Source organism: Streptomyces sp. NPDC002206, from assembly GCF_053593595.1.
Window position 1 is genome coordinate 89,023 of sequence record NZ_JBSFCW010000015.1, and the last position, 18,475, is coordinate 107,497.

An 18,475-nucleotide genomic window follows, 5' to 3' on the forward strand; every position below is an offset into this window, starting at 1 on the left:
CGATCGCCACGACAAGCAGAACCGGCCGGTGAGTGCGGTCACCACGATCAATACAGTCGAAGTCCGTCGTCACGCCGTCATGTTTGTCAAGCAGATCTGGGCAGGTCTCTCGCCACCGTTAGGATTCGTACGGCGAACGGGTGTTGCCCCTTGCGCGAGGCGGTCATCGGCCCTCTCCGCCGACAGCGCCCGGTCGGCACGTCACATCGGCCAGATCCGAGCAGGTGAACTTCCCATGGGCGACGCCTTTGGTTCCAACAGCCCCCTGCACCTCGTTGGTCCTCGGGCGTCTCGCAGACCGGTTGCCCCGGACAGTAACGACGGGCCGGACGGGTCCGATCCGGTCGGATGGTTGCGGAGTCTGGGGGCGCAGCAGCTGCGACGACTCCTCGATGCACGACCCGACGCAGCGGTGGCACCGGACCCGCGGTCGCTCGGCGAGCTCGCGGAGCGCCTTCAGCGCATCGGGTCGGTGGTGGATAGCCTCAACAAGCTGCCGCTCCCTTGTCTGCAGCTGGCCCAGGCGCTTGCGGCCCTGCCGCAGCCGGCCTCCCGCACGGCCCTGGAGACGTTGCTCGGCACGGACGCCCAAGGCATCTCCGCCGCGCTGGACACCCTCACCGCCCATGCCCTCGTCTGGCCGGACCTGGCAGGCCGACTGCACATGACTCCGGCGCTGCGGGGCGCGTGGGAGTCCCCGCTCGGTCTCGGTCAGGGCGTGGCCGAGCTGTTGGCCGCCGTCCCGTCGGCAGAGCTCGGTAGGACGGCCGCCAGACTGGGCCTCAAGCCCGGCACTCGGCGGCAGGACCGTCTCGACGCAATCGTGGCGCATCACCAGAACCCGCACACCATGCTTGACCTTCTGGCCTCGGCGCCGCCGGGCGCCCGCGAGGCGCTGACCCGGTTCCTCGACCCAGAGGAGTATCACGGAGCCGACCGGTCGGGGACCGGCGAACGCTGGCTGCTGGAGCGGGCGTTGATTGTGATGGACCAATGGGGGCACGGCCCCGTTCACGTGCCCGCCGAAGTGAGGATCGCGCAGTACGGTCCGGACTGGCACGCCTCGTTCGACCCGCAGCCGCCGAAACCGGCCCTTGCAGCGGTGACCGAGGACGAGATCGAGCGTGAGGCCGCAGCCGCGAGCACCTCCTTCGCCGGCCAGGCCGCGGTACTTCTCGCCCGGTGCGCGGAGCGCCCTGTGGCGGCCCTCAAGTCCGGAGGCGTCGGCGCACGTGAACTGGCCCGTCTGGGCAAGGACAGCGGGTCCGAGGAAGCGGTGGTGCGGCTGGTGCTGGAGTGTGCGTACGCGGCCGGCCTGGTCGAGTACGAGGACACGGTCCTGGCCGTGACCGATGCGTATGACGTGTGGGCCTCATGGGAGCCCGCGGAACGGTTCGTCCTGCTGCTGCGTGCCTGGTGGCTGCTCGGACTCACCCCGACCGGATCCCGCGACGAGGACGGCAAGGCGCTGCCCGCGGTACGCCGGGCGGCACACTGTACCGGGTGTGAGACGGCACGGCAGGGAGTGCTGAACGCCGCGGCCTCCCTTCCGCCCGGCCATGGCGCGCGGGCGGTCACCGACCTCGGCTCGTCGGTATCGTGGTTCCGTCCGCTCGCCGACGAACTCCCTGATGACGCCACCCCATTTGCCTCGGTGACCCGGGAGGCCGAACTGCTCGGGACCGTCGCCCGGGGCGCGCTGACCCCACTGGGCGCGGCCCTGCTGGGCCGGCACTCGGCAGCCCTTCGCGACCACGCCCGACGGCTGCTGCCCGATGCAACCGACCGCGCCCGCATCGGCGCCGACCTCACCGCCGTGGTGACCGGCACTCCGACTGCCCGGCTGGCCACACTCCTGGACTCCCTTGCCGACCGGGAAACCCGGTCGGCCGCCTCGGTCTGGCGGTTCAGCCCTGCATCGCTGCGCCGAGCGCTGGACGCGGGTCACACCCCTGACCGGATCGAGGCAGATCTCCGCGAGGTGACGGACACCGCTCTGCCCCAGGCACTGAGCTACCTGATCACCGACGCAGCCCGACGCCACGGCCGCATCCGGCTCGCCCCGGCCGCCTGTGTCCTGGTCAGCGAGGACACAGCGCTGCTCGTCGAGGTGGCCGCACATCGCGAGCTGACCCACCTGGGGCTGCGTTCCGTCGCCCCGACCGTGCTTCTGTGCCGCGCGGAGCCCGACGCAGCACTGGCAGCCCTGCGCGCTGCCGGATACTCGCCGGTGGCAACGGCCGACGACGGGGCCGTTCGGGTGGAGCGGCCGGGCCGGCGGCGCGTGTCCCAGCCCGCCGCCGCGACCGACAGCCCCACCGTGCCTGCAGCCCGCAGAAGGCCGCCGGACGAGGGCCGGACCGCCGATCTGGCGGCCCGGCTGCTGGCGGCCCCCGACCATGCGCCGCAGCCATGCCCCGGTAAGGGAGTCCCTTACGGGACCGACACCGAGGAGATCCTGGACGGCAGTACCGATGCGCTGCCCCTGGCCGACGTGCGCCAGCTCGCGTACGCCATCGACGAGGGCGAGCCCATCACCATCGAGTACATCGCGGCGTCCGGGGGCCGGACCGTCCGCACCGTGAGCGAACTCGACTTCGATCCGCCCTATCTCTACGGCTACTGCCATCTGCGCCAGGACAACCGGGTGTTCACCCTCTCCCGCATCCAGGCCGTCCTGCCGGCCTGAGTCCAGAACGCCGCCGCCTCGGTCAGTACAGCAGGTCCAGTTCGGCGCGGACCGTCTTGCCGGGCTGTACGCGCTCCAGCACCGCCCACCGGTCGGCCAGCGCCTCGACCAGGATCAGCCCGTGCCCGCTGCCGGAACCGGGCGGTGGCGCCACCACCTCCCCCGGCCCCGGCGGACGCCGGTCGCCCCGGGTGTCCGTGACCTCGATCCGCAGGACGCCGAGCGTGCGCCCGTCGCCCGGCGCGTGGACGATCCTCAACTCGAAGTCCCGCCCCGGCACCCGGCCGTGCGTCACCGCATTCGCCGCCAGCTCGGCAACGATCAGCGCGGCGGTCTCGGACGCGTCACCGCCGTACGGGACACCCCAGTCGTTCAGTTGGTGCAGGGCAAGCTTTCGGGCGAGCCGGGCGCCGCGCGGCGTGGAGCTGAATCGCTGAACGAACACACGGACGGTAACGGGGAATTGGGGGGCAAACGGTACTTCCATGCGCCCACCGTGGCGAACGCCAGGCCCCTTCCACCAGCTCAGGAACTCGTACGCTGAGTCACCGTACGAGTGCAACGGGTCGACAGTACGCGTAACAGTCAGTGACCATGGGTGAGTTACGGACCGGGGCAGGTGGGCACGGGAGGTGGCCGGACATGACGGACGGCGCGGGTGGCACGGGCGGCACGATGGGTGCGGACGGGGAGCCGGAGCCTTCGGACGGTCTGAAGGCGTTCGGCGAGGTGGTCAAGGTCTTCCGTAAGCGGGCGCGGCTCACGCAGGAGGAGTTCGCCCCCAGGGTGCGGTACTCGGTGCCGACGGTCGCCTCGATCGAACAGGGGCGCCGGTTCCCACCGCCCGCGTTCGTGGACCGGGCGGAGGAGGTACTGGATGCGTTCGGCGTGATCAAGGCTGCGGCGAAGCACTTGTCGCGGCAGCGGGGGTTGGCGAAGTGGTTCCGCCACTGGGCGCACCTGGAGACGGATGCGATCAGTCTCAGCACGTACGAATGCCGGGTGGTCCCGGGGCTGCTGCAATCCGATACCTACGTCAGGGCGGTCTTCGAAAACCGCGTGCCGGCATTGAGCGATGACCAGATCGAGGTGCAGCTCTTAGCTCGCACTGAGCGCCAGCGGCTCCTGCGGGAGGGACCTCACACCGAGTACAGCTTCATCATCGAAGAAGCCCTGTTCCTGCGCCGCACAGGCGGCAAGGAGACCACCAAGGACCTCATCGACCACGTACTGCGGTGTGCAGAACTGCGTAACGTCGAGCTTCAGGTGATGCCTCTGCAACGGGAGAACCACGCCGGACTGGAGGGTCCCATTCAGCTTCTTGAGACGCCGGACCACAGACTTCTCGCATACTCCGAGGGGCAGCGCACCGGCCACCTGATCTCTGATCCGGATGACGTAAGTGTGTTGCAGAGGCGGTATGCCAAGATGCGCTCGCAGGCTCTCACCCATGAGGACACGGTGAGTCTGCTCGAGCGAATGCGAGGAGCGCTATGAGCACGTCCGAACCGGCCTGGTTCAAGAGCACCTACAGCGGTGGCGACGGCGACTCCTGCGTAGAGATCGCTACCTGCCCCGACACCGTCCACGTCCGGGATTCCAAGATCGAAGAAGGACCTCAGCTCACCCTCTCCCCCGCCGCCTGGACCGGCTTCGTCGCGTACGCCGCCCAAGCCTGAGGTTGCGTACGGCAGGTACCTCGTCCCGCTGGACCGACCGGCCCGGGACAGTTGCACAGATCACGTTTCGGCAGCGTGCCTGCGGCCCCGCCGCACCTTGATAGCGTCGCTCCCGCGATTGCGGACCGTTCCCCGCCGGGGTCGTCGCCGCGCCCGTACGGCCGGTCCATGACGGAAGGCCGACGAGGGCGGGGCGTGCTGGCGCACGGGGACGTATGTGGCAAGGACGAAGAGGGCCGACGCATGAGCCTCGCGCAGTTGCACTACACCTCTGCCTCGGCGGGGGAAGACGGGGTCGGCGCACGGTTCACGGCGGTCGGTGGCGGCATACCCACGCCGGTGCTGACCGAGGCGGAGCAGCTGCTGGGTTACGAGCCTCCGGCCGGGGCGCCGTACCATCCGACCGCCCCTGAACTCCGGTCCTTTCCCGAAACGTTCAGCTTCAGCGCACTCTCCGACGGCGGCCATCTGCTGAGCCGTACCGTGGCACTCGGAGGTTCCGGCGCCGGTCACTTCCACGCGCATGCGGTGCATCTTCCGTCCGGCACGCGCCTGCCGGGCGACGCGCTCCCGATCACGGCGTGGCGGTCGCCGAGCTGGGCATCGACCACGCCCGACGGTGGTACACCGGACCGCATATCGGCCCTCCCCGCCTCGGCCGCCTTCGGGCAGGAGGCGCTCAACGACTTCGCGGTCTCCCGCAGCCCCTGGCTCGCGACGGTCTTCGCCGATCTGCGCAGGGTGAGCGAGAAACCTTCGTCGGCGCAGATCGTCCTCGTGGAGCGGCAGAGCGCGGATGTGGCCCGGTGGATCGCGCTGGCCGGAGCCGTGCTCCCGCCGGAGGACGCACACCGGCTGACGTTCACCACGTACACCCGCCGCCCGTCGCACTCCCCGCACCAGGTGATCGGCGTACTGCCGGACGACGCACACGAGCTGACCGGCCCGGGCTTCCGTGTGCACGCATGCGCCGGCCACGCTCCGAAGGGTCCGGTGGACGATGCCTGGGCGGAGACGGTGGCCCGGATCTGGCGCAGCCGCGCGCCGGAACTGTTCCGGGCAGCTGCCGGGCTGCCCGGCGAACCCTTCGCCGCCGGACCGCTCGCCTTCACCGCACTGCACGCAGGCATCGCGCTCGGTCCCAACGGGCGTGCCGCGGCCGCCGATTGGGCTGCCGAGAGGCCGTACGCGCTGGACGAGCAGCAGGTGCAGCGGCTGACCACCGCGCTCGCGGCACCGGCCGACGACCGTACCGCCGCCGAGTCGGCGTCGGTGGCCCGGCTGCTGGCGGCGCTCGAAGGACGTGCCCCTGCCACCGCCACGGCACCGCTCGCCGCACTGCTGGTGACGGAGGCGGTGCGGCGCAGCGACACCATGCTCGCACTCCCGCCCCGCTCGGCGTTCGCCGAACCCGCCGCCGTGAAGCAGCTGGCCGAGGATCTCGGTCCGGACCTGCTCGCCGAGCTCACCTCGGAAGCGACGGAATCCACGGTCGGGGAGACCATCGGGCGCCAGGTGCAGCTGCTCCGGATCGCCCGGCTGCTCGACATGGATCTGACGGACCAACTTCCCTCCGTAGCCCGGCACATGGCCCGGACTCTGCTCGCGGCTCCGGCCCCGGACAGCTGCCACGCACTGCTCGACCTCCTGGACGAGCAGTTCGACGTCCGCACGGCGCTTCTCGGCGAACTCGACCAACTCGCCCTGATCGCACCCTCCGACGCCGAGGAACTTCTCACCCGCGTCGCCCTCCCCTTCACCGGCGCACAGGCGCTGCCGCATCTGCGGATGTGCGCCGAGGCGCCCCGTGCGAAGGAGCAGGGCTCCGATCGCATCATGGCGCTGCACACGGTGCTGCGCGCCGCCGGGTTCTCGCCCTTCGCCGAGCCGCTGGTACTGCGTACCGCCGTCGGGCTGATCTGGGGCGATGCCACCCCGACGGCGGGCGAGGCAAGGCTCCTCCTCGGCGAGTCCGGCTCCGATTCCCACCGGACGGCCGGTACGTGGTCACACCTCGTCGCCGCCGCACTCTCCGCGCCTTCCGACGACGCGGAGGCCGCCGAACTCGCCCACGACCTGCTGCGCTGCTTCCCCCAGGAGATCGACGCACGGGCCCGCGGTGCACTGCGGCTGCTGGAGTTCGCCCGCGACATCAGGTCCGGCGAGTCGGCGCCCGGCTGGCCCGACCGCGCAAAGGCTCTGCGCGCCCGCGCCGAGCCGGTGGAACCCACCGTGCTGGAGCACGCCTACGGCACCCTTGCGCACAGCCTGCTCGCACCGGACCGCCCTGAGGCGGAGCTGTACGCATTCGTGTACAGCGACGACCCGGATCTGATCGCGGCCTACGGCAGGGCCGCCCGTCACGACACCGTCCTGGCCCGGCTGCGGGCCGAACCGGCTTACGTGGCCGACTGCTTCACCGTCTGGACCTCCCATCCGCACGCGGGCCGGGCCTGGAACGAGACCCGGGCCGCACTGCTGGAGGAGGTGCTGCGTCCAGTGGTGCGCGACCTGGCCGGCAGCGAGATCGCGGCGGTGGAGAAGGCCGCCGAGCGGACGGGCAGCAGCCGCACGGCGGAGGCGTTCCGGACCTGGCGCCGCCGGCCGGGCACCCTCGGCAGGCGACTGGGAAGCCGGCTGGCGGCACGGGTGCGGCGGTCCTAGCCGGGTCCAGGCCTCGCTGCGGATCCCCCGGCTACCCCTCGTCGTCCTCGACGTCCTCGTCGGAGTCGCCCAGCACGTCGGAGAGGTGCTGGGCGATGGGGTTGCCCAGCTCGTCTTCGGTGGTGAACAGTCCGTGCACGGCGCCCATCGGATAGATGGCCTCCTCCGTGCCCTCTCCGGGCAACCCCACGCAGGGGTCGTCGATGACCCCCGACGGATCCGCCTCCCCGAACAGGGATGGCAGTTCGGCGCCCTTCACGGCGAACGGCTCGAACTTCCACACCGCCCCCTGGGTGCGGCGGACCACTTCCCCGATGTACCAGCACGCCCCCTGAAGAAATGCGTCACGTCGCGCGGTGAGGGTCTCCGCGTCGTTGTCGTACCGGCTGCGGATGAGATCTTCCAGCGCGTCCAGGGACTGGGGGGAGAAGTCCCATGCCTCGGGGGTGCTGGTGGTCTCGGCCCAGCGCTCGAAGCTCTGAGCGCGTTCGGCCAGCCACGCCGACAGGTCGGGGTGGGTCTGCGGGTCGATGCTGTGGTCTGCGCGATCAGCCATGTCGCCCACTCTAGACAGCCTCTCGGACAGTGGAATGAACTGTCTTTCCTGTCACGCCAGTTGACACGCCGAACCTCAACAACCCGTTGTATCAGCCGGCACATGAAGCTCTAGGGTGTGGGGCTGGACGGTGGCAAGCACGGGGGCCCCACCGTCCGCCTCCATGTCCCATGAGCCCCCCACAGGGACAGACACGTGAGTACCTCCATACGATCACGCTTACGGCTCCGGCTGGCCGCTTGCTTCGCCACGGCTGCCGCAGCCGGACTCATCGTCACCGGCCTGCCCGCCCTACAGGGCACGGCCGATGCCGCACCGGGCAAGATCCGCTGCGACGAGAAGTTCCTCGGCCGCAAATACAACATGGACGAGGCCCGCGGCATCCAGGGCAAGAACACCCCGTACAGCCAGAACCCCGAAAACACCTGGGGCGACTACTTCTTCGACAACCCCTCCCACGCCTTCGACGGGATGCCCACGCCGGACCAGGCCAAGCTGAACGCCGCCGGCAAGACCGACGCGGACGTCCAGAAGTGGAAGAAGAAGTACGCCCAGACCGGTGACCCGCAGTACCGGGCCCTGGAGATCTACGCCCGCTTCCACAAGCAGCTCGTCGGCAACGGCCCTCGGAAGATGAAGGATTTCCGCCTCTGGATCGACCAGAGGGTCATCGGCAACGAGGCCAACCAGCGCAAGGGCGACGGCTTCGAATCCCGCGTCGTCAAGCAGTTCAAGCTCGTCGGACCGGACTGGATCTGCCAGAAGGAAGTGCCGGTCTTCGACAAGAACGGCAAGGCGGTCATCAATCCCAGGACCGGCGAGCAGGCGGTCCGCAAGTACGACGCCTACAACGCCAAGACCAAAGAGTTCGTCGAGTTCAAGTCCAACGGCAAGCACATCGCCGAACAGCTCCGCTGGGACAAGCATGTCCTGCGCAACAAGGAGTACGCCGACCACAAGCTCCGACTGATCACCGGCGACGAGACCACCGGCAACACCAAGCGCCAGTACGCGTCCCTGAACCGGCAGCTCCAGAGCGAACGCGGCACGAACCTCCCCCAGGCCACCATCCGCGAGCAGCGTGCCAACGGCCACGCCCGCTGGAAGCCGAACAAGTACACCCGCTACGACAAGGTCTTCAACCCCGACCCGCGCCGCGCCGGCTCCTACGGCCCGCTGCATGACGACGTGTGGCGCTCGGCGAAGACCCCTGAGCAGGCACGCAAGCTCCAGCACCAGTACAACCAGGTCAACACCCGTGGCGGCTTCGGACGTCCCGGGGGCATCGACTTCTCCACCCTGGAGCTTCAGTACGTCGGCAACCCGACCAAGGGCAAGGGGCTCGACTACTCCTTCAAGGCCGACATGGTCGAGGACGAGGACAAGAACCCCGGCTGGGGCGGTGAGCAGCGCCTGCAGCTCTCCTCCGATGCGATGTTCGCCTGGCTCGCGCTGACGCCGGACAAGTTCTGGGTCAACCTCAACCCGGACCAGCCCGACAAGATCATGGACAAGACGTTCGGGAAGACCGACGCCGGACGTGTCCTGCTTCAGGCCGACCTGGAGATGAAGCACGACTACGCGCGTGACATGGACCCGCGCAGCGGCATCGGCAAGCAGTACTGGGATGCCATGACGGCCGCGAACATCCCCTGCGGGCACCAGATCCGGCTGTGGATCGTTCCCAAGACCGCCAAGGTCCGCGCCGACGCCAACGGCCTGTACATCCTGGATGCGCCGCTGAAGGTCAACGCCGAGCCCCAGAAGGTCAACTACCCCAGCCCCAACGGCAAGTGCGATCTGACCGAGGACCAGATCGACACCTCGCAGCGTCTGGTCGAGCAGTACGTGATCCCCGACGTCGAGAGGAAGGTCAACAGCGGGAGCGCATACGCCGACCTGCGCCGCGTCTACAACGCCCGTGTCGCGGCCGAGTACGTCCGCGCCCAGGACAAGGGCCACGTCACCGACTTCCGGTCCCTCATCAACAGCAACGACGTGGCCCGGTGGCCGCTGCGGGGCAAGGCCAGGACCTGGACCCCGAAGCAGACGTGGGACGACTACATGAAATCCTACACGCAGGGCGACTACAGCTACCCCTGCCAGGTCGACGGCCAGAACAAGACCTGCATCATGGGCGGCGTCGACTTCTCCAAGGCCCCGAAGCGCAACATCTCCAAAGTGGAGTTCAACCTCCAGCACCCCAGGACGGACACCACCACCAAGACATCCAGGACCACCACGGTCACCTACCGCAACAGCAACACCGTCATGTTCGGCGGTTCCAGCTCCGGCCAGGTCGACAACGGCGGCGGGGACAACACCCCGGGCCCGAAGCCGACCGACACCGGCAAGCCGACCAGCGAGCCGACCCACACGCCCACCACCCCGGCACCGGAACCTTCCGACAGCCGCACCACCGTCCCCACCGGCGCTCCGAAGGACCCGGACGGCGACCTCGCCGACACCGGCTCCGACACCCCCATCGGTCTGATCGCTTCCCTCGCCGCGGCACTCGCCGTCGGCGGAGCGGGCCTGACCTGGTGGATGCGCCGCCGTAGGGCCGCCGGCAGCTGACCGGTCACACCCCACACCGGGACGCGCACAGCAGAGGCCCCGCCCCCTCCAGCCAGGAGAGGGCGGGGCCTCCTCCTGACCGGCCCTGCAGTACTTCGGCAGCTGTCCGGTCACGGTTGGTCGTCGGCGGTGCGCCATCTCTGTGAGGGCCGATCGTGGACCCGGGCCCAATTCGGTTGGCATCAGCGCGCCCATGCCGTGAACTTTGGCCCATGACATTCACAACTGAGGCACGACGCACGGCGATTGTCACCGGCGCGGCACGCGGCATCGGTGCCGCGGTGGCCAGGCAACTGGCCCACGACGGCTTGGCGGTCGGCGTGATCGACCTGGACGAGGCGGACTGCGCGGGCACGGTGGAGGCCATCAGGGCCGACGGCGGGTCGGCGGTGGCGGTTGCCGCCGATGTCGCGGACGAGGCCGCGGTGACCGCCGCCGTCGCCCGGGTCACCACCGAGCTGGGTCCGCCGACGGTGCTGGTCAACAACGCCGGTGTCGGTCCCCGTGCCGACCTCGTGGAGATGACCACGGAGCAGTGGGACACGGTCCTGGGGGTCAATCTTCGCGGCCCGTTCTTCGTCACCCGGGCCGTCACCCCACACATGATCGCGGCCGGCTGGGGGCGGATCGTCACCATGTCGAGCATCTCCGCGGTCGGCGACGCCGCCCGTGTCGACTACGCCAGCGCGAAGGCGGGTCTGGTCGGCTTCACCAAGTCGCTCGCCCTGCAGCTCGGCAGGCACGGCATCACGGCCAACGCCATCGCCCCGGGCTTCGTGGTGAGCGACATGACCAGGACCTCGGCCCGCCGGCTGGGCCTCGGCTTCGAGGAGTTCCAGCGCAACGCGGCGCAGTCCATTCCGGTCGGGCGAGTGGGTCAGCCGGAGGACATCGCCCATACGGCGTCCTACCTGGTGAGCCCGGGGGCGGGGTTCGTCTCCGGCCAGGTGATCTACGTGGCGGGCGGGCCGGTGGACTGAGACGGCCGGGCATGTGTCACGCGCCGCCCTGGGCGCCGGGTACCGTGGGACGTACCGATCTCGTGGACCTCCTGGCGGGCTGCGTGACTCCCCGTAGGAACAGATGAGGAATCGATGACGACGAACCGCGGACGCAAGGACGTCATCCGCGACCGGATGGCCGCCACAGGCGAGTCGTACAACGTCGCCGCCCGCAATCTCAAGGCGATGAAGGACATGGGCGCCACTCGTGACGCCGTTCTCACCCAGCGCTGGCACCCGGCGGACTCGCTCGATGTGCCGTGCCCCTGCGGCGGGACGTGCGAGCCGGGCGAGACGTGCGAGCGCTGTCACGCCCGGCACCGGCACGTGGCGCGCTACCCCGGCAGCGTCACCGACGTGCAGACGTGGGTGGACCGGTACGACTGCCTGGGCTGCTCGTCCTCGTACACGCTGACCGTCGTCCTGCGCGGCCGCCCCTGGGGCGTCGCCGAGACAGTGGTTCAGGGCGGGGCGGCGGAGCCGGTGGTCAGGGCGCGGGTGTTCCCCGGCGTCGCCCACCCGCTGCTGCGCCCCGAGACCTCCGAGGACGACTGACCGGCTGCGGGCGGATGCGCCCCGCAGCCGGGCGTCGCATCAGCTCTCGTCCGGTGCCAGGCGCAGCGAGATCGAGTTGATGCAGTACCGCTGGTCGGTCGGCGTGGGGTACCCCTCGCCCTCGAAGACGTGCCCCAGGTGCGAGCCGCAGCGCGCGCACCGCACCTCGGTGCGGACCATGCCGAGGCTGCGGTCCTGGATCAGCTCGACCGCGTCCGTGTCCTTCGGGTCGTAGAAGGACGGCCAGCCGCAGTGCGACTCGAACTTCGTGTCCGAGCGGAACAGCTCGGCGCCACAGGCCCGGCAGGAGTAGACGCCGGCTGTCCTGGTGTCGGTGTACTCACCGACGAAGGCCGGTTCGGTGCCGGCCTGGCGCAGGACTGCGTACTCCGCGGGCGTCAGCTCCGCGCGCCATTCCTCGTCCGGCTTCTCGATGTCGTACGACACGGTGGCTCCCTCAGCTCGACAGGTGGTCCAGGATCTGCGGGCCGAGGTCCGTGACGTCGCCCGCCCCCATGGTGAGAACGAGGTCGCCGGGCTTCGCCATTCCCGCGATGACCTCGGGGACCGCCGCCGTGTCGTGGACGGCGGTGACGTCGGCGCCGGCCGCCTTCGCCGCGTCGATGATCAGGGTGCTGGTGACGCCCGGGATCGGGTCCTCACGGGCCGGGTAGATGTCCAGGACCACGGAGGCGTCGGCGAGGGCGAGGGCCTGGCCCATCTCCGTACCGAGCTCCTGGGTGCGGGAGAAGAGGTGCGGCTGGAAGACGACCAGGAGGCGCGCGTCGGAAGCGGCGCCGCGCATCGCTTCGAGGTCGGCGGTCATCTCCGTCGGGTGGTGCGCGTACGAGTCGATGACCTGGACGCCCGCCGCCTCGCCCTTGAGCTGGAGGCGCCGCTTGACCCCGGTGTACTTGCCGAGCGCGGAGGCCAGATTGTGGGCCGGAATCCCCAGTGCGACACCGGCGGCCAGGGCGGCGACCGCGTTGTGGGCGTAGTGGCTGCCCGGTACGGAGACCGTGAACGTGAGGAACTTGCCGTTCAGGACGACCGTGACTTCGCTGGTCAGACCGCGGGGGGTGATCTTGTGGACGCGTACGTCGGCAGTCTCGGACTCGCCGTACGTGACGATGTCGAGGGAGGAGAGGTCGCGTACGCGCCTCGTCAGCTCGACCGCGCCGGACTGGTCCGCGGAGACGACCAGGGTGCCACCGGGGACGATCTTCCCGACGAACGTCTCGAAGGAGTCGTAGATCTCGTCCATCGAGGCGTAATTCGCGTGGTGGTCCAGCTCCACGTTGAGAACGATCGCGACCTCGGGGTCGTACTTCTGGAAGCTGCGGTCGCTCTCGTCGGCCTCGGCGACGAAGATGTCGCCCTCGCCGTGCGTCGCGTTGGTGCCGGGGCCCGCCAGGTCGCCGCCGATGGCGTACGACGGGTCGAGGCCCAGCTCGGAGAGGGCGACGGCCAGCATCGACGTGGTGGTCGTCTTGCCGTGGGTGCCGGCGACGGCGATGGCGCGCAGGCCCTGCATCAGCGAGGCGAGCGCGTCCGATCGGTGCACGACGGGGATCGACAGCTCGGCGGCGCGCAGCAGCTCCGGGTTGTCGGCGCGGATGGCGCTGGAGACGACCACGCAGGACGCGTCGTCCGCCAGATGACCGGCGGCGTGCCCGATGTGGACGGTCGCGCCCAGTGCCCGCAGGGCCTCGGCCGAGCCGGACTCCTTGGCGTCGCTGCCCGCGACCGTCGCGCCGCGCCGGGCGAGGATCTTCGCGATGCCCGACATTCCGGCGCCGCCGATGCCGATGAAGTGCGGTCGTTCCATGGCGGCAGGAATACCGGGTGCCATGCGCGTATCTCCCAAAAGTTGTGGTGCGACGCCCCCAGCCTATTCGCTGTGCGCGAAGAGTTTGAGCACAGGTACGCCGACCTTGTGCCGGGCCCTGGACGCCCAGTCACGGTGGAAGAACTCCTCCACGTAGTGCGGGGCGGTCAGCACGATGACCTCGTCGGCCCCCGCCTCGTCGACCACGGACTTCAGCTTGTCCAGCGGGTGGTCCTCGACCACCTGTCCGACCGCTTCGGAGCCCGCCTTGCGCAGCGCGGCGAGCGAGACCTCGAGGGCCAGCTCGGCGGCCTGCCTGGCGTCCTTGCCCTCGGGCTCCCCGAGCTCGCGGGCCGCTTCCTTCAGCTCGCCTACCGCCACGTCGTCGATGGCGCGCAGCAGTACGTCGGCCTGGTCACCGCGCGGCTGCATCAGTACGACGAACGAGGTCCCCTCGTCCCCGTGGAGGGTGGTGACGAACTCGACGTCCTCGGAAGTGAGGGGCTTCTCGATCATCAAAACGCTGGTGAACACCACAGGCGCCCTTCTGTTCCATCGACCGTCGCAGGCCGCTGCCGAAACCATCCTTCCCCGTGCCGGCACGGGGAACTGCGAGAGCTATTGTGCCCACCGGAAGCTAACCGGAACGGGATATTCCGATGATTGTCAGATTCGACGGTACCGAGTGAAGAGGAACCCGGCCTCCTCCAGCAGCGACGCCAGGGTGAATCGTTCCGGCACCGCCACCGCCGGACCTCCGGCGATCCGCTGGGCGTCCCCGGCGGTCAGCATCGGCGAGAGGGTCAGACACAGCTCGTCCAGCACCCCGGCAACAATGAACTGACCGAGCAGCCGGGGTCCGCCCTCCGCCAGCTGCCGCTTGAGCCCGCGATCCGCGAGTTCCCGTACGGCCCTGGCGGGGTCCACCCGGGAACCCTCCCCCGCGGTCACCACCTCGGCGCCCGCCTTCCGGGCCGCTTCGATCCGATCCGGCGGCGCGCCGTTGCCGGTGAGGACGAGGGTCGGGACGAGCGGCGAGACGAACAGCGGAAGCGAGAAGTCCAGATCCAGGCTGCTGCTGACCACGGCGATCGCCGGTGCGGGCCCCTGGCCGGCCGCCGCCCGCCGTGCGGCGAAGGCCTCCCGGGCCCGGGCCGGCCGGTAACCCTCCATGCGCACGGTCTCCGCACCCACCACGACGACATCGGCCAGGCCGCGCAACGTACCGAAGATCCGCATGTCCGTCTCGCAGGAGATCGGCTGCGAGCGGCCGTCGTGCTGGGCGGCACCGTCGAGCGTGGAGACCATGTTGGCGCGCAGCCACGGGCCGTCCCCTTCGGGGTACGCATAGGCGTCGGCCAGCTCGTCCAGACTCCACTCCCCTGCTTCGGCAGCCGGTGTCTGGTCGGTCACAGGAAAGAGGCGTCGCATTCGTGCAGTCTCGCACGGCGCTTAAGCTTGACAGCTGTGTCGTCCTCCACCGCCGTGCCTGGGCAGAGTCCCATAGCCGAAACGGCCCCGCTGTCCTTGTGCGCCCTTGAGCCGCACGTCCCTGCCGACCGTCTGGTCGCCGAGATGGTGCCGCCGCCGCGCTTCGACTCGGTGCGCTTCGACACGTACGTCCCCGACCCCGACCAGCCCAGTCAGGTCGAGGCGGTCAAGGTCCTCAGCGGGTTCGCGACCGGGCTCGGCGGAGCGCACGCGACCGGTACCGGCAAGCGCAAGTGGTTCGGCAGGAAGGCTGCGCCTGTGGCCGGACCGCTCGGCGTGTATCTCGACGGCGGTTACGGCGTCGGCAAGACGCACCTGCTGGCCTCGCTCTGGCACGCCACGCCCGCCGCCCCGTCGCTCAAGGCGTTCGGCACCTTCGTGGAGCTGACAAATCTGGTGGGCGCCCTGGGCTTCCAGCAGACCGTGCAGACACTCGGTGGGCACCGGCTGCTCTGCATCGACGAGTTCGAACTCGACGACCCGGGCGACACCGTCCTCGTATCGTCGCTGCTCAGCAGGCTGGTCGAGGCGGGGGTGGCGCTGGCCGCCACCTCCAACACGCTGCCCGGCAAGCTCGGCGAGGGGCGCTTCGCCGCCGCCGACTTCCTGCGGGAGATCCAGGGCCTGTCCTCGCACTTCCGCCCGTTGCGGATCGACGGCGAGGACTACCGGCACCGCGGGCTGCCCGAGGCCCCCGCCCCGTACTCCGACCAGCAGGTCACCAGGGCGGCGTACGCCACCGAGGGCGCGAGCCTGGACGACTTCCCCTCGCTGCTCGACCATCTGGCCCGCGTCCATCCGAGCCGGTACGGCGCGCTGACGGACGGCATCCGGGCGGTCTGCCTCACCGACGTGCAGCCGGTGCCGGACCAGTCGACGGCGCTGCGGCTCGTGGTGCTCGCCGACCGGCTGTACGACCGGGAGATACCGGTGCTCGCCTCCGGGCTCCCGTTCGACCGGCTGTTCAGCGACGAGATGCTGAACGGGGGGTACCGGAAGAAGTACTTCCGGGCGATCTCCCGGCTGACGGCGCTGGCGCGCGACGCAAAGGGACTGATGGCGCAGTAGGTTCGGATGCGGTAACTCCATCATCCGAAGGGAACCAGCATGGCAACCACGCGTCAGGCGCACACGGTCTGGGAAGGCAACCTGATCGAGGGCGAGGGCGTTGTCACCTTCGACTCCTCCGGCATCGGGGACTACGCGGTGTCGTGGCCGTCCCGCGCGGAAAAGGCGAACGGCAAGACCAGCCCGGAGGAGCTCATCGCGGCGGCGCACTCCAGCTGCTTCTCGATGGCGCTGTCCAACGGTCTGACCACGGCCGGCAACGCGCCGACCCGGCTGAACACCCAGGCGGAGGTCACCTTCCAGCCCGGTACCGGCATCACCGGCATCCACCTCACCGTGCAGGGCGAGGTGCCCGGTCTCGACGAGGCGGGCTTCGTCAAGGCCGCCGAGGACGCCAAGGCGAACTGCCCGGTCAGCCAGGCGCTCACGGGCACGACGATCACCCTGACCGCTTCGCTCGTCTGATCCCACGGGCCACGGCAGGCCCACGACGCGTCACCAGGCACAGTGACCCGCATTGGTTCCCGCGCGGCGATACGCGTGGTACACACATGCGGGTCACTTCTCCTGTCCGCCAGCAGGGAGTTGCCTCATGTCATCTGCACCCGCACGACGACTCGCAACACGCCGACAGGTCCTGGCCGGCAGCGGCGCGACCGCTGTCTCGATCGCCTTCGCCGGGGCCTTCTCCGAACTCTTCGAGGGCACCGCTGCCACCCGTGGCCACAGCGGCTACGGACCGCTGGTCCCCGACCCGGACGGCCTGCTCGATCTGCCGAAGGGGTTCCGCTACCGGGTGCTGTCCCGGGAGGGCGACCGGCTCCGCTCCGGCGAGGGCCCGGTCCCCAGCAACCACGACGGCATGGCCGCCTTCGCCGGCCACCGGGGCCGCGTCCACCTCGTCCGCAACCACGAGAACCGGGTCACCGCGAAGATCGCGGTCCCCGCCGTCGACGGCCTCACCTACGACCCGATGGGCAAGGGCGGCTGCACAGCACTGGAGCTCGACAGCCGCGGCGCCGTCCTCGGCGAACGCGTGGCCATCGCCGGCACCGCGGTGAACTGCGCGGGCGGCCGCACCCCTTGGAATACTTGGCTGACCTGCGAGGAGACCGAGGACCGGGCCGGCACCAACGGCTACACCAAGGACCACGGCTTCATCTTCGAGGTGGACGGCGCCGACCCGCACCGCACCGGAGCCGTGCCGCTCACCGCGATGGGCCGGTTCCAGCACGAGGCGATCGCGATCGATCCGAACAACGGGATCGTGTACGAGACGGAGGACGCGTTCGACAAGCCGTTCGGGCTCTTCTACCGCTTCCTGCCGGAGAAGCCACTGGGCGGTACGGGCTCCTTGCGGGCCGGCGGCGAACTGCAGGCCATGCGGGTGCCCGGCGTCCCCGACCTCTCCGTCATCCAGGAGACCGGTGCGAGCTTCGACCGGATCGAGTGGGTCCCCGTACCGGATCCGCAGGCCGCGGGGACGCCCATCCGGCTGCAGGACTTCGGCCCGAAGGGCATCACACACGCCCAGAAGCTGGAGGGCTGCTACTGGGGCGGCTCGTCGGTCTACTTCGTCTCCAGCTTCGCGCAGAGTGCGGCGGGCTCGGCGGCCGACCACTTCGGCCAGGTGTGGCGGTACGAACCGAAGCGCCGCCGCCTCACCCTGGTGGTCGTTTTCGGCCCCGGTACGGATGTTCAACTGCCCGGCGAGTCCCCCGACAACATCTGCCTGGCGTCCGACGGCGGGCTGATGGTGTGCGAGGACGGCAACGGCGCCCAGCATGTGTTCGGTGTGACGCGGAGCGGCGAGGTGTACGCGATGGCGCGCGGCCGGCAGAACATCGGTACCCCCCAGAAGCCGGAGTGGGGCGAGTTCGCCGGGGTCACGTTCGCGCCGGACGGCGGAACGATGTTCGTGAACTGCTACACGCCCGGGACGACGTTCGCCGTGACGGGCCCTTGGCGCTGATGCGACTGATGCGACTGATGCGCTGAGCAGTACGGGGGCAGCGGGCGGCACCGTCCGCCGCCCCCGTACCGGATCGGTCTGCGGCGCCCACCAGTTGGTGAAGGCCCCTCGGGGCCTCCCGTGGCCGGGTCGGTCAGCGCCGGGGAGGAGTGGCGGTCGATGTCGCCCGCAGAGTTCTTCTGCACCCACACCTGGCTCGTCAGCCCGAGCAGGCCGTGCGCTGCGCCTCCTGCCACTCGCAGACCGGGCAGAGCGTGATCCCCTTGACCGACTCCGGATACTCGGTCGGTTCCCGGCACAGCACGCACTCGGCGTACGGAGGTCCCGATTCCGGCGCCCCGGAAGCCACCGGCACCGGCCTCGCGCCGGGCGTCTCGCAGTACGACTCGTCCATG

17 protein-coding genes are annotated in these 18,475 nt (G+C 69.9%); 10 read left to right on the forward strand and 7 right to left on the reverse strand.

What is annotated here, in order from left to right:
* Positions 1-352 precede the first annotated feature (352 nt).
* Positions 353-2,689: a helicase C-terminal domain-containing protein gene (locus ACWCP8_RS25275; protein WP_451118302.1), complete on the forward strand. Its 2,337-nt coding sequence runs from the start codon at positions 353-355 to the stop codon at positions 2,687-2,689.
* A gap of 22 nt (positions 2,690-2,711) precedes the next feature.
* Here ACWCP8_RS25275 and ACWCP8_RS25280 read toward each other — a convergent pair whose 3' ends face one another.
* Positions 2,712-3,176, reverse strand: a complete 465-nt coding sequence (locus ACWCP8_RS25280; protein WP_352264814.1) for an ATP-binding protein — start codon at positions 3,174-3,176, stop codon at positions 2,712-2,714.
* A 155-nt stretch (positions 3,177-3,331) separates the two neighbouring features.
* On the opposite strand from ACWCP8_RS25280, the gene ACWCP8_RS25285 reads away from it, so the two are divergent.
* The 3 genes from ACWCP8_RS25285 (at position 3,332) to ACWCP8_RS25295 (ending at position 7,032) form a co-directional block, all read left to right on the forward strand.
* Positions 3,332-4,186, forward strand: a complete 855-nt coding sequence (locus ACWCP8_RS25285) for a helix-turn-helix domain-containing protein (protein ID WP_451118304.1) — start codon at positions 3,332-3,334, stop codon at positions 4,184-4,186.
* A complete protein-coding gene (locus ACWCP8_RS25290; RefSeq protein ID WP_451118306.1) occupies positions 4,183-4,368 on the forward strand; it encodes a DUF397 domain-containing protein in 186 nt (61 codons plus the stop codon). The genes ACWCP8_RS25285 and ACWCP8_RS25290 overlap by 4 nt, the downstream gene beginning before the upstream one ends.
* A gap of 243 nt (positions 4,369-4,611) precedes the next feature.
* Entirely contained in the window at positions 4,612-7,032 is a 2,421-nt protein-coding gene (locus ACWCP8_RS25295; protein WP_451118376.1) for a GTPase-associated protein 1-related protein, read from the forward strand.
* A 31-nt stretch (positions 7,033-7,063) separates the two neighbouring features.
* Here the strand turns inward: ACWCP8_RS25295 and ACWCP8_RS25300 are convergent, their stop codons facing one another.
* Positions 7,064-7,588, reverse strand: a complete 525-nt coding sequence (locus tag ACWCP8_RS25300; protein ID WP_352264810.1) for a hypothetical protein — start codon at positions 7,586-7,588, stop codon at positions 7,064-7,066.
* A 195-nt stretch (positions 7,589-7,783) separates the two neighbouring features.
* Between ACWCP8_RS25300 and ACWCP8_RS25305 the strand changes: the two genes are divergently transcribed.
* The 3 genes from ACWCP8_RS25305 to ACWCP8_RS25315 all read left to right on the forward strand — a co-directional run bounded on the left by ACWCP8_RS25305 (position 7,784) and on the right by ACWCP8_RS25315 (position 11,721).
* On the forward strand, positions 7,784-10,165 hold the full coding sequence (locus tag ACWCP8_RS25305) for a hypothetical protein (RefSeq protein WP_352264809.1): 2,382 nt from the start codon (positions 7,784-7,786) through the stop codon (positions 10,163-10,165).
* Positions 10,166-10,377: 212 nt separating this feature from the next.
* Positions 10,378-11,145 (forward strand): SDR family oxidoreductase, encoded by a 768-nt coding sequence (locus tag ACWCP8_RS25310; RefSeq protein ID WP_352264808.1) that lies wholly within the window; start codon positions 10,378-10,380, stop codon positions 11,143-11,145.
* Between the two features lie 114 nt (positions 11,146-11,259).
* Positions 11,260-11,721, forward strand: a complete 462-nt coding sequence (locus ACWCP8_RS25315; RefSeq protein WP_451118309.1) for a hypothetical protein — start codon at positions 11,260-11,262, stop codon at positions 11,719-11,721.
* Positions 11,722-11,760: 39 nt separating this feature from the next.
* Here the strand turns inward: ACWCP8_RS25315 and msrB are convergent, their stop codons facing one another.
* The 4 genes from msrB to ACWCP8_RS25335 form a co-directional block, all read right to left on the reverse strand.
* A complete protein-coding gene (gene msrB / locus ACWCP8_RS25320) occupies positions 11,761-12,168 on the reverse strand; it encodes a peptide-methionine (R)-S-oxide reductase MsrB (protein ID WP_352264804.1) in 408 nt (135 codons plus the stop codon).
* A gap of 10 nt (positions 12,169-12,178) precedes the next feature.
* Positions 12,179-13,573 (reverse strand): UDP-N-acetylmuramate--L-alanine ligase, encoded by a 1,395-nt coding sequence (gene murC, locus ACWCP8_RS25325; protein ID WP_382829759.1) that lies wholly within the window; start codon positions 13,571-13,573, stop codon positions 12,179-12,181.
* Positions 13,574-13,612: 39 nt separating this feature from the next.
* A complete protein-coding gene (locus ACWCP8_RS25330) occupies positions 13,613-14,065 on the reverse strand; it encodes an indole-3-glycerol phosphate synthase (RefSeq protein ID WP_451118312.1) in 453 nt (150 codons plus the stop codon).
* Positions 14,066-14,215: 150 nt separating this feature from the next.
* Positions 14,216-14,980, reverse strand: a complete 765-nt coding sequence (locus tag ACWCP8_RS25335) for a pyrimidine reductase family protein (protein WP_451118314.1) — start codon at positions 14,978-14,980, stop codon at positions 14,216-14,218.
* 36 nt (positions 14,981-15,016) lie between these two features.
* Here ACWCP8_RS25335 and zapE point away from each other — a divergent pair, with 36 nt between their 5' ends.
* The 3 genes from zapE (at position 15,017) to ACWCP8_RS25350 (ending at position 18,080) form a co-directional block, all read left to right on the forward strand.
* Positions 15,017-16,108 carry a cell division protein ZapE gene (gene zapE, locus ACWCP8_RS25340; RefSeq protein ID WP_451118316.1) on the forward strand — a complete coding sequence of 364 codons (1,092 nt, stop codon included), beginning with the start codon at positions 15,017-15,019 and terminating at the stop codon, positions 16,106-16,108.
* Positions 16,109-16,147: 39 nt separating this feature from the next.
* Positions 16,148-16,573 (forward strand): OsmC family protein, encoded by a 426-nt coding sequence (locus ACWCP8_RS25345; protein WP_030979282.1) that lies wholly within the window; start codon positions 16,148-16,150, stop codon positions 16,571-16,573.
* A 127-nt stretch (positions 16,574-16,700) separates the two neighbouring features.
* Positions 16,701-18,080, forward strand: coding sequence for an alkaline phosphatase PhoX (locus ACWCP8_RS25350; RefSeq protein WP_451118318.1), 1,380 nt, complete (start codon positions 16,701-16,703; stop codon positions 18,078-18,080).
* A gap of 199 nt (positions 18,081-18,279) precedes the next feature.
* Here ACWCP8_RS25350 and ACWCP8_RS25355 read toward each other — a convergent pair whose 3' ends face one another.
* Complete coding sequence (locus tag ACWCP8_RS25355) at positions 18,280-18,474, reverse strand: hypothetical protein (protein WP_352264793.1); 195 nt, start codon at positions 18,472-18,474, stop codon at positions 18,280-18,282.
* Position 18,475 lies beyond the last annotated feature (1 nt).

Bases quoted from the DNA above. Each gene is read 5' to 3' on its own strand.
- ACWCP8_RS25280 (WP_352264814.1), bottom strand. From the start codon at position 3,176: ATGGAAGTACCGTTTGCCCCCCAATTCCCCGTTACCGTCCGTGTGTTC.
- ACWCP8_RS25285 (WP_451118304.1), top strand. From the start codon at position 3,332: ATGACGGACGGCGCGGGTGGCACGGGCGGCACGATGGGTGCGGACGGG.
- ACWCP8_RS25290 (WP_451118306.1), top strand. From the start codon at position 4,183: ATGAGCACGTCCGAACCGGCCTGGTTCAAGAGCACCTACAGCGGTGGC.
- ACWCP8_RS25295 (WP_451118376.1), top strand. From the start codon at position 4,612: ATGAGCCTCGCGCAGTTGCACTACACCTCTGCCTCGGCGGGGGAAGAC.
- ACWCP8_RS25300 (WP_352264810.1), bottom strand. From the start codon at position 7,588: ATGGCTGATCGCGCAGACCACAGCATCGACCCGCAGACCCACCCCGAC.
- ACWCP8_RS25310 (WP_352264808.1), top strand. From the start codon at position 10,378: ATGACATTCACAACTGAGGCACGACGCACGGCGATTGTCACCGGCGCG.
- ACWCP8_RS25315 (WP_451118309.1), top strand. From the start codon at position 11,260: ATGACGACGAACCGCGGACGCAAGGACGTCATCCGCGACCGGATGGCC.
- murC (WP_382829759.1), bottom strand. From the start codon at position 13,573: ATGGCACCCGGTATTCCTGCCGCCATGGAACGACCGCACTTCATCGGC.
- ACWCP8_RS25330 (WP_451118312.1), bottom strand. From the start codon at position 14,065: ATGATCGAGAAGCCCCTCACTTCCGAGGACGTCGAGTTCGTCACCACC.
- ACWCP8_RS25335 (WP_451118314.1), bottom strand. From the start codon at position 14,980: ATGCGACGCCTCTTTCCTGTGACCGACCAGACACCGGCTGCCGAAGCA.
- ACWCP8_RS25345 (WP_030979282.1), top strand. From the start codon at position 16,148: ATGGCAACCACGCGTCAGGCGCACACGGTCTGGGAAGGCAACCTGATC.
- ACWCP8_RS25350 (WP_451118318.1), top strand. From the start codon at position 16,701: ATGTCATCTGCACCCGCACGACGACTCGCAACACGCCGACAGGTCCTG.
- ACWCP8_RS25355 (WP_352264793.1), bottom strand. From the start codon at position 18,474: ATGGACGAGTCGTACTGCGAGACGCCCGGCGCGAGGCCGGTGCCGGTG.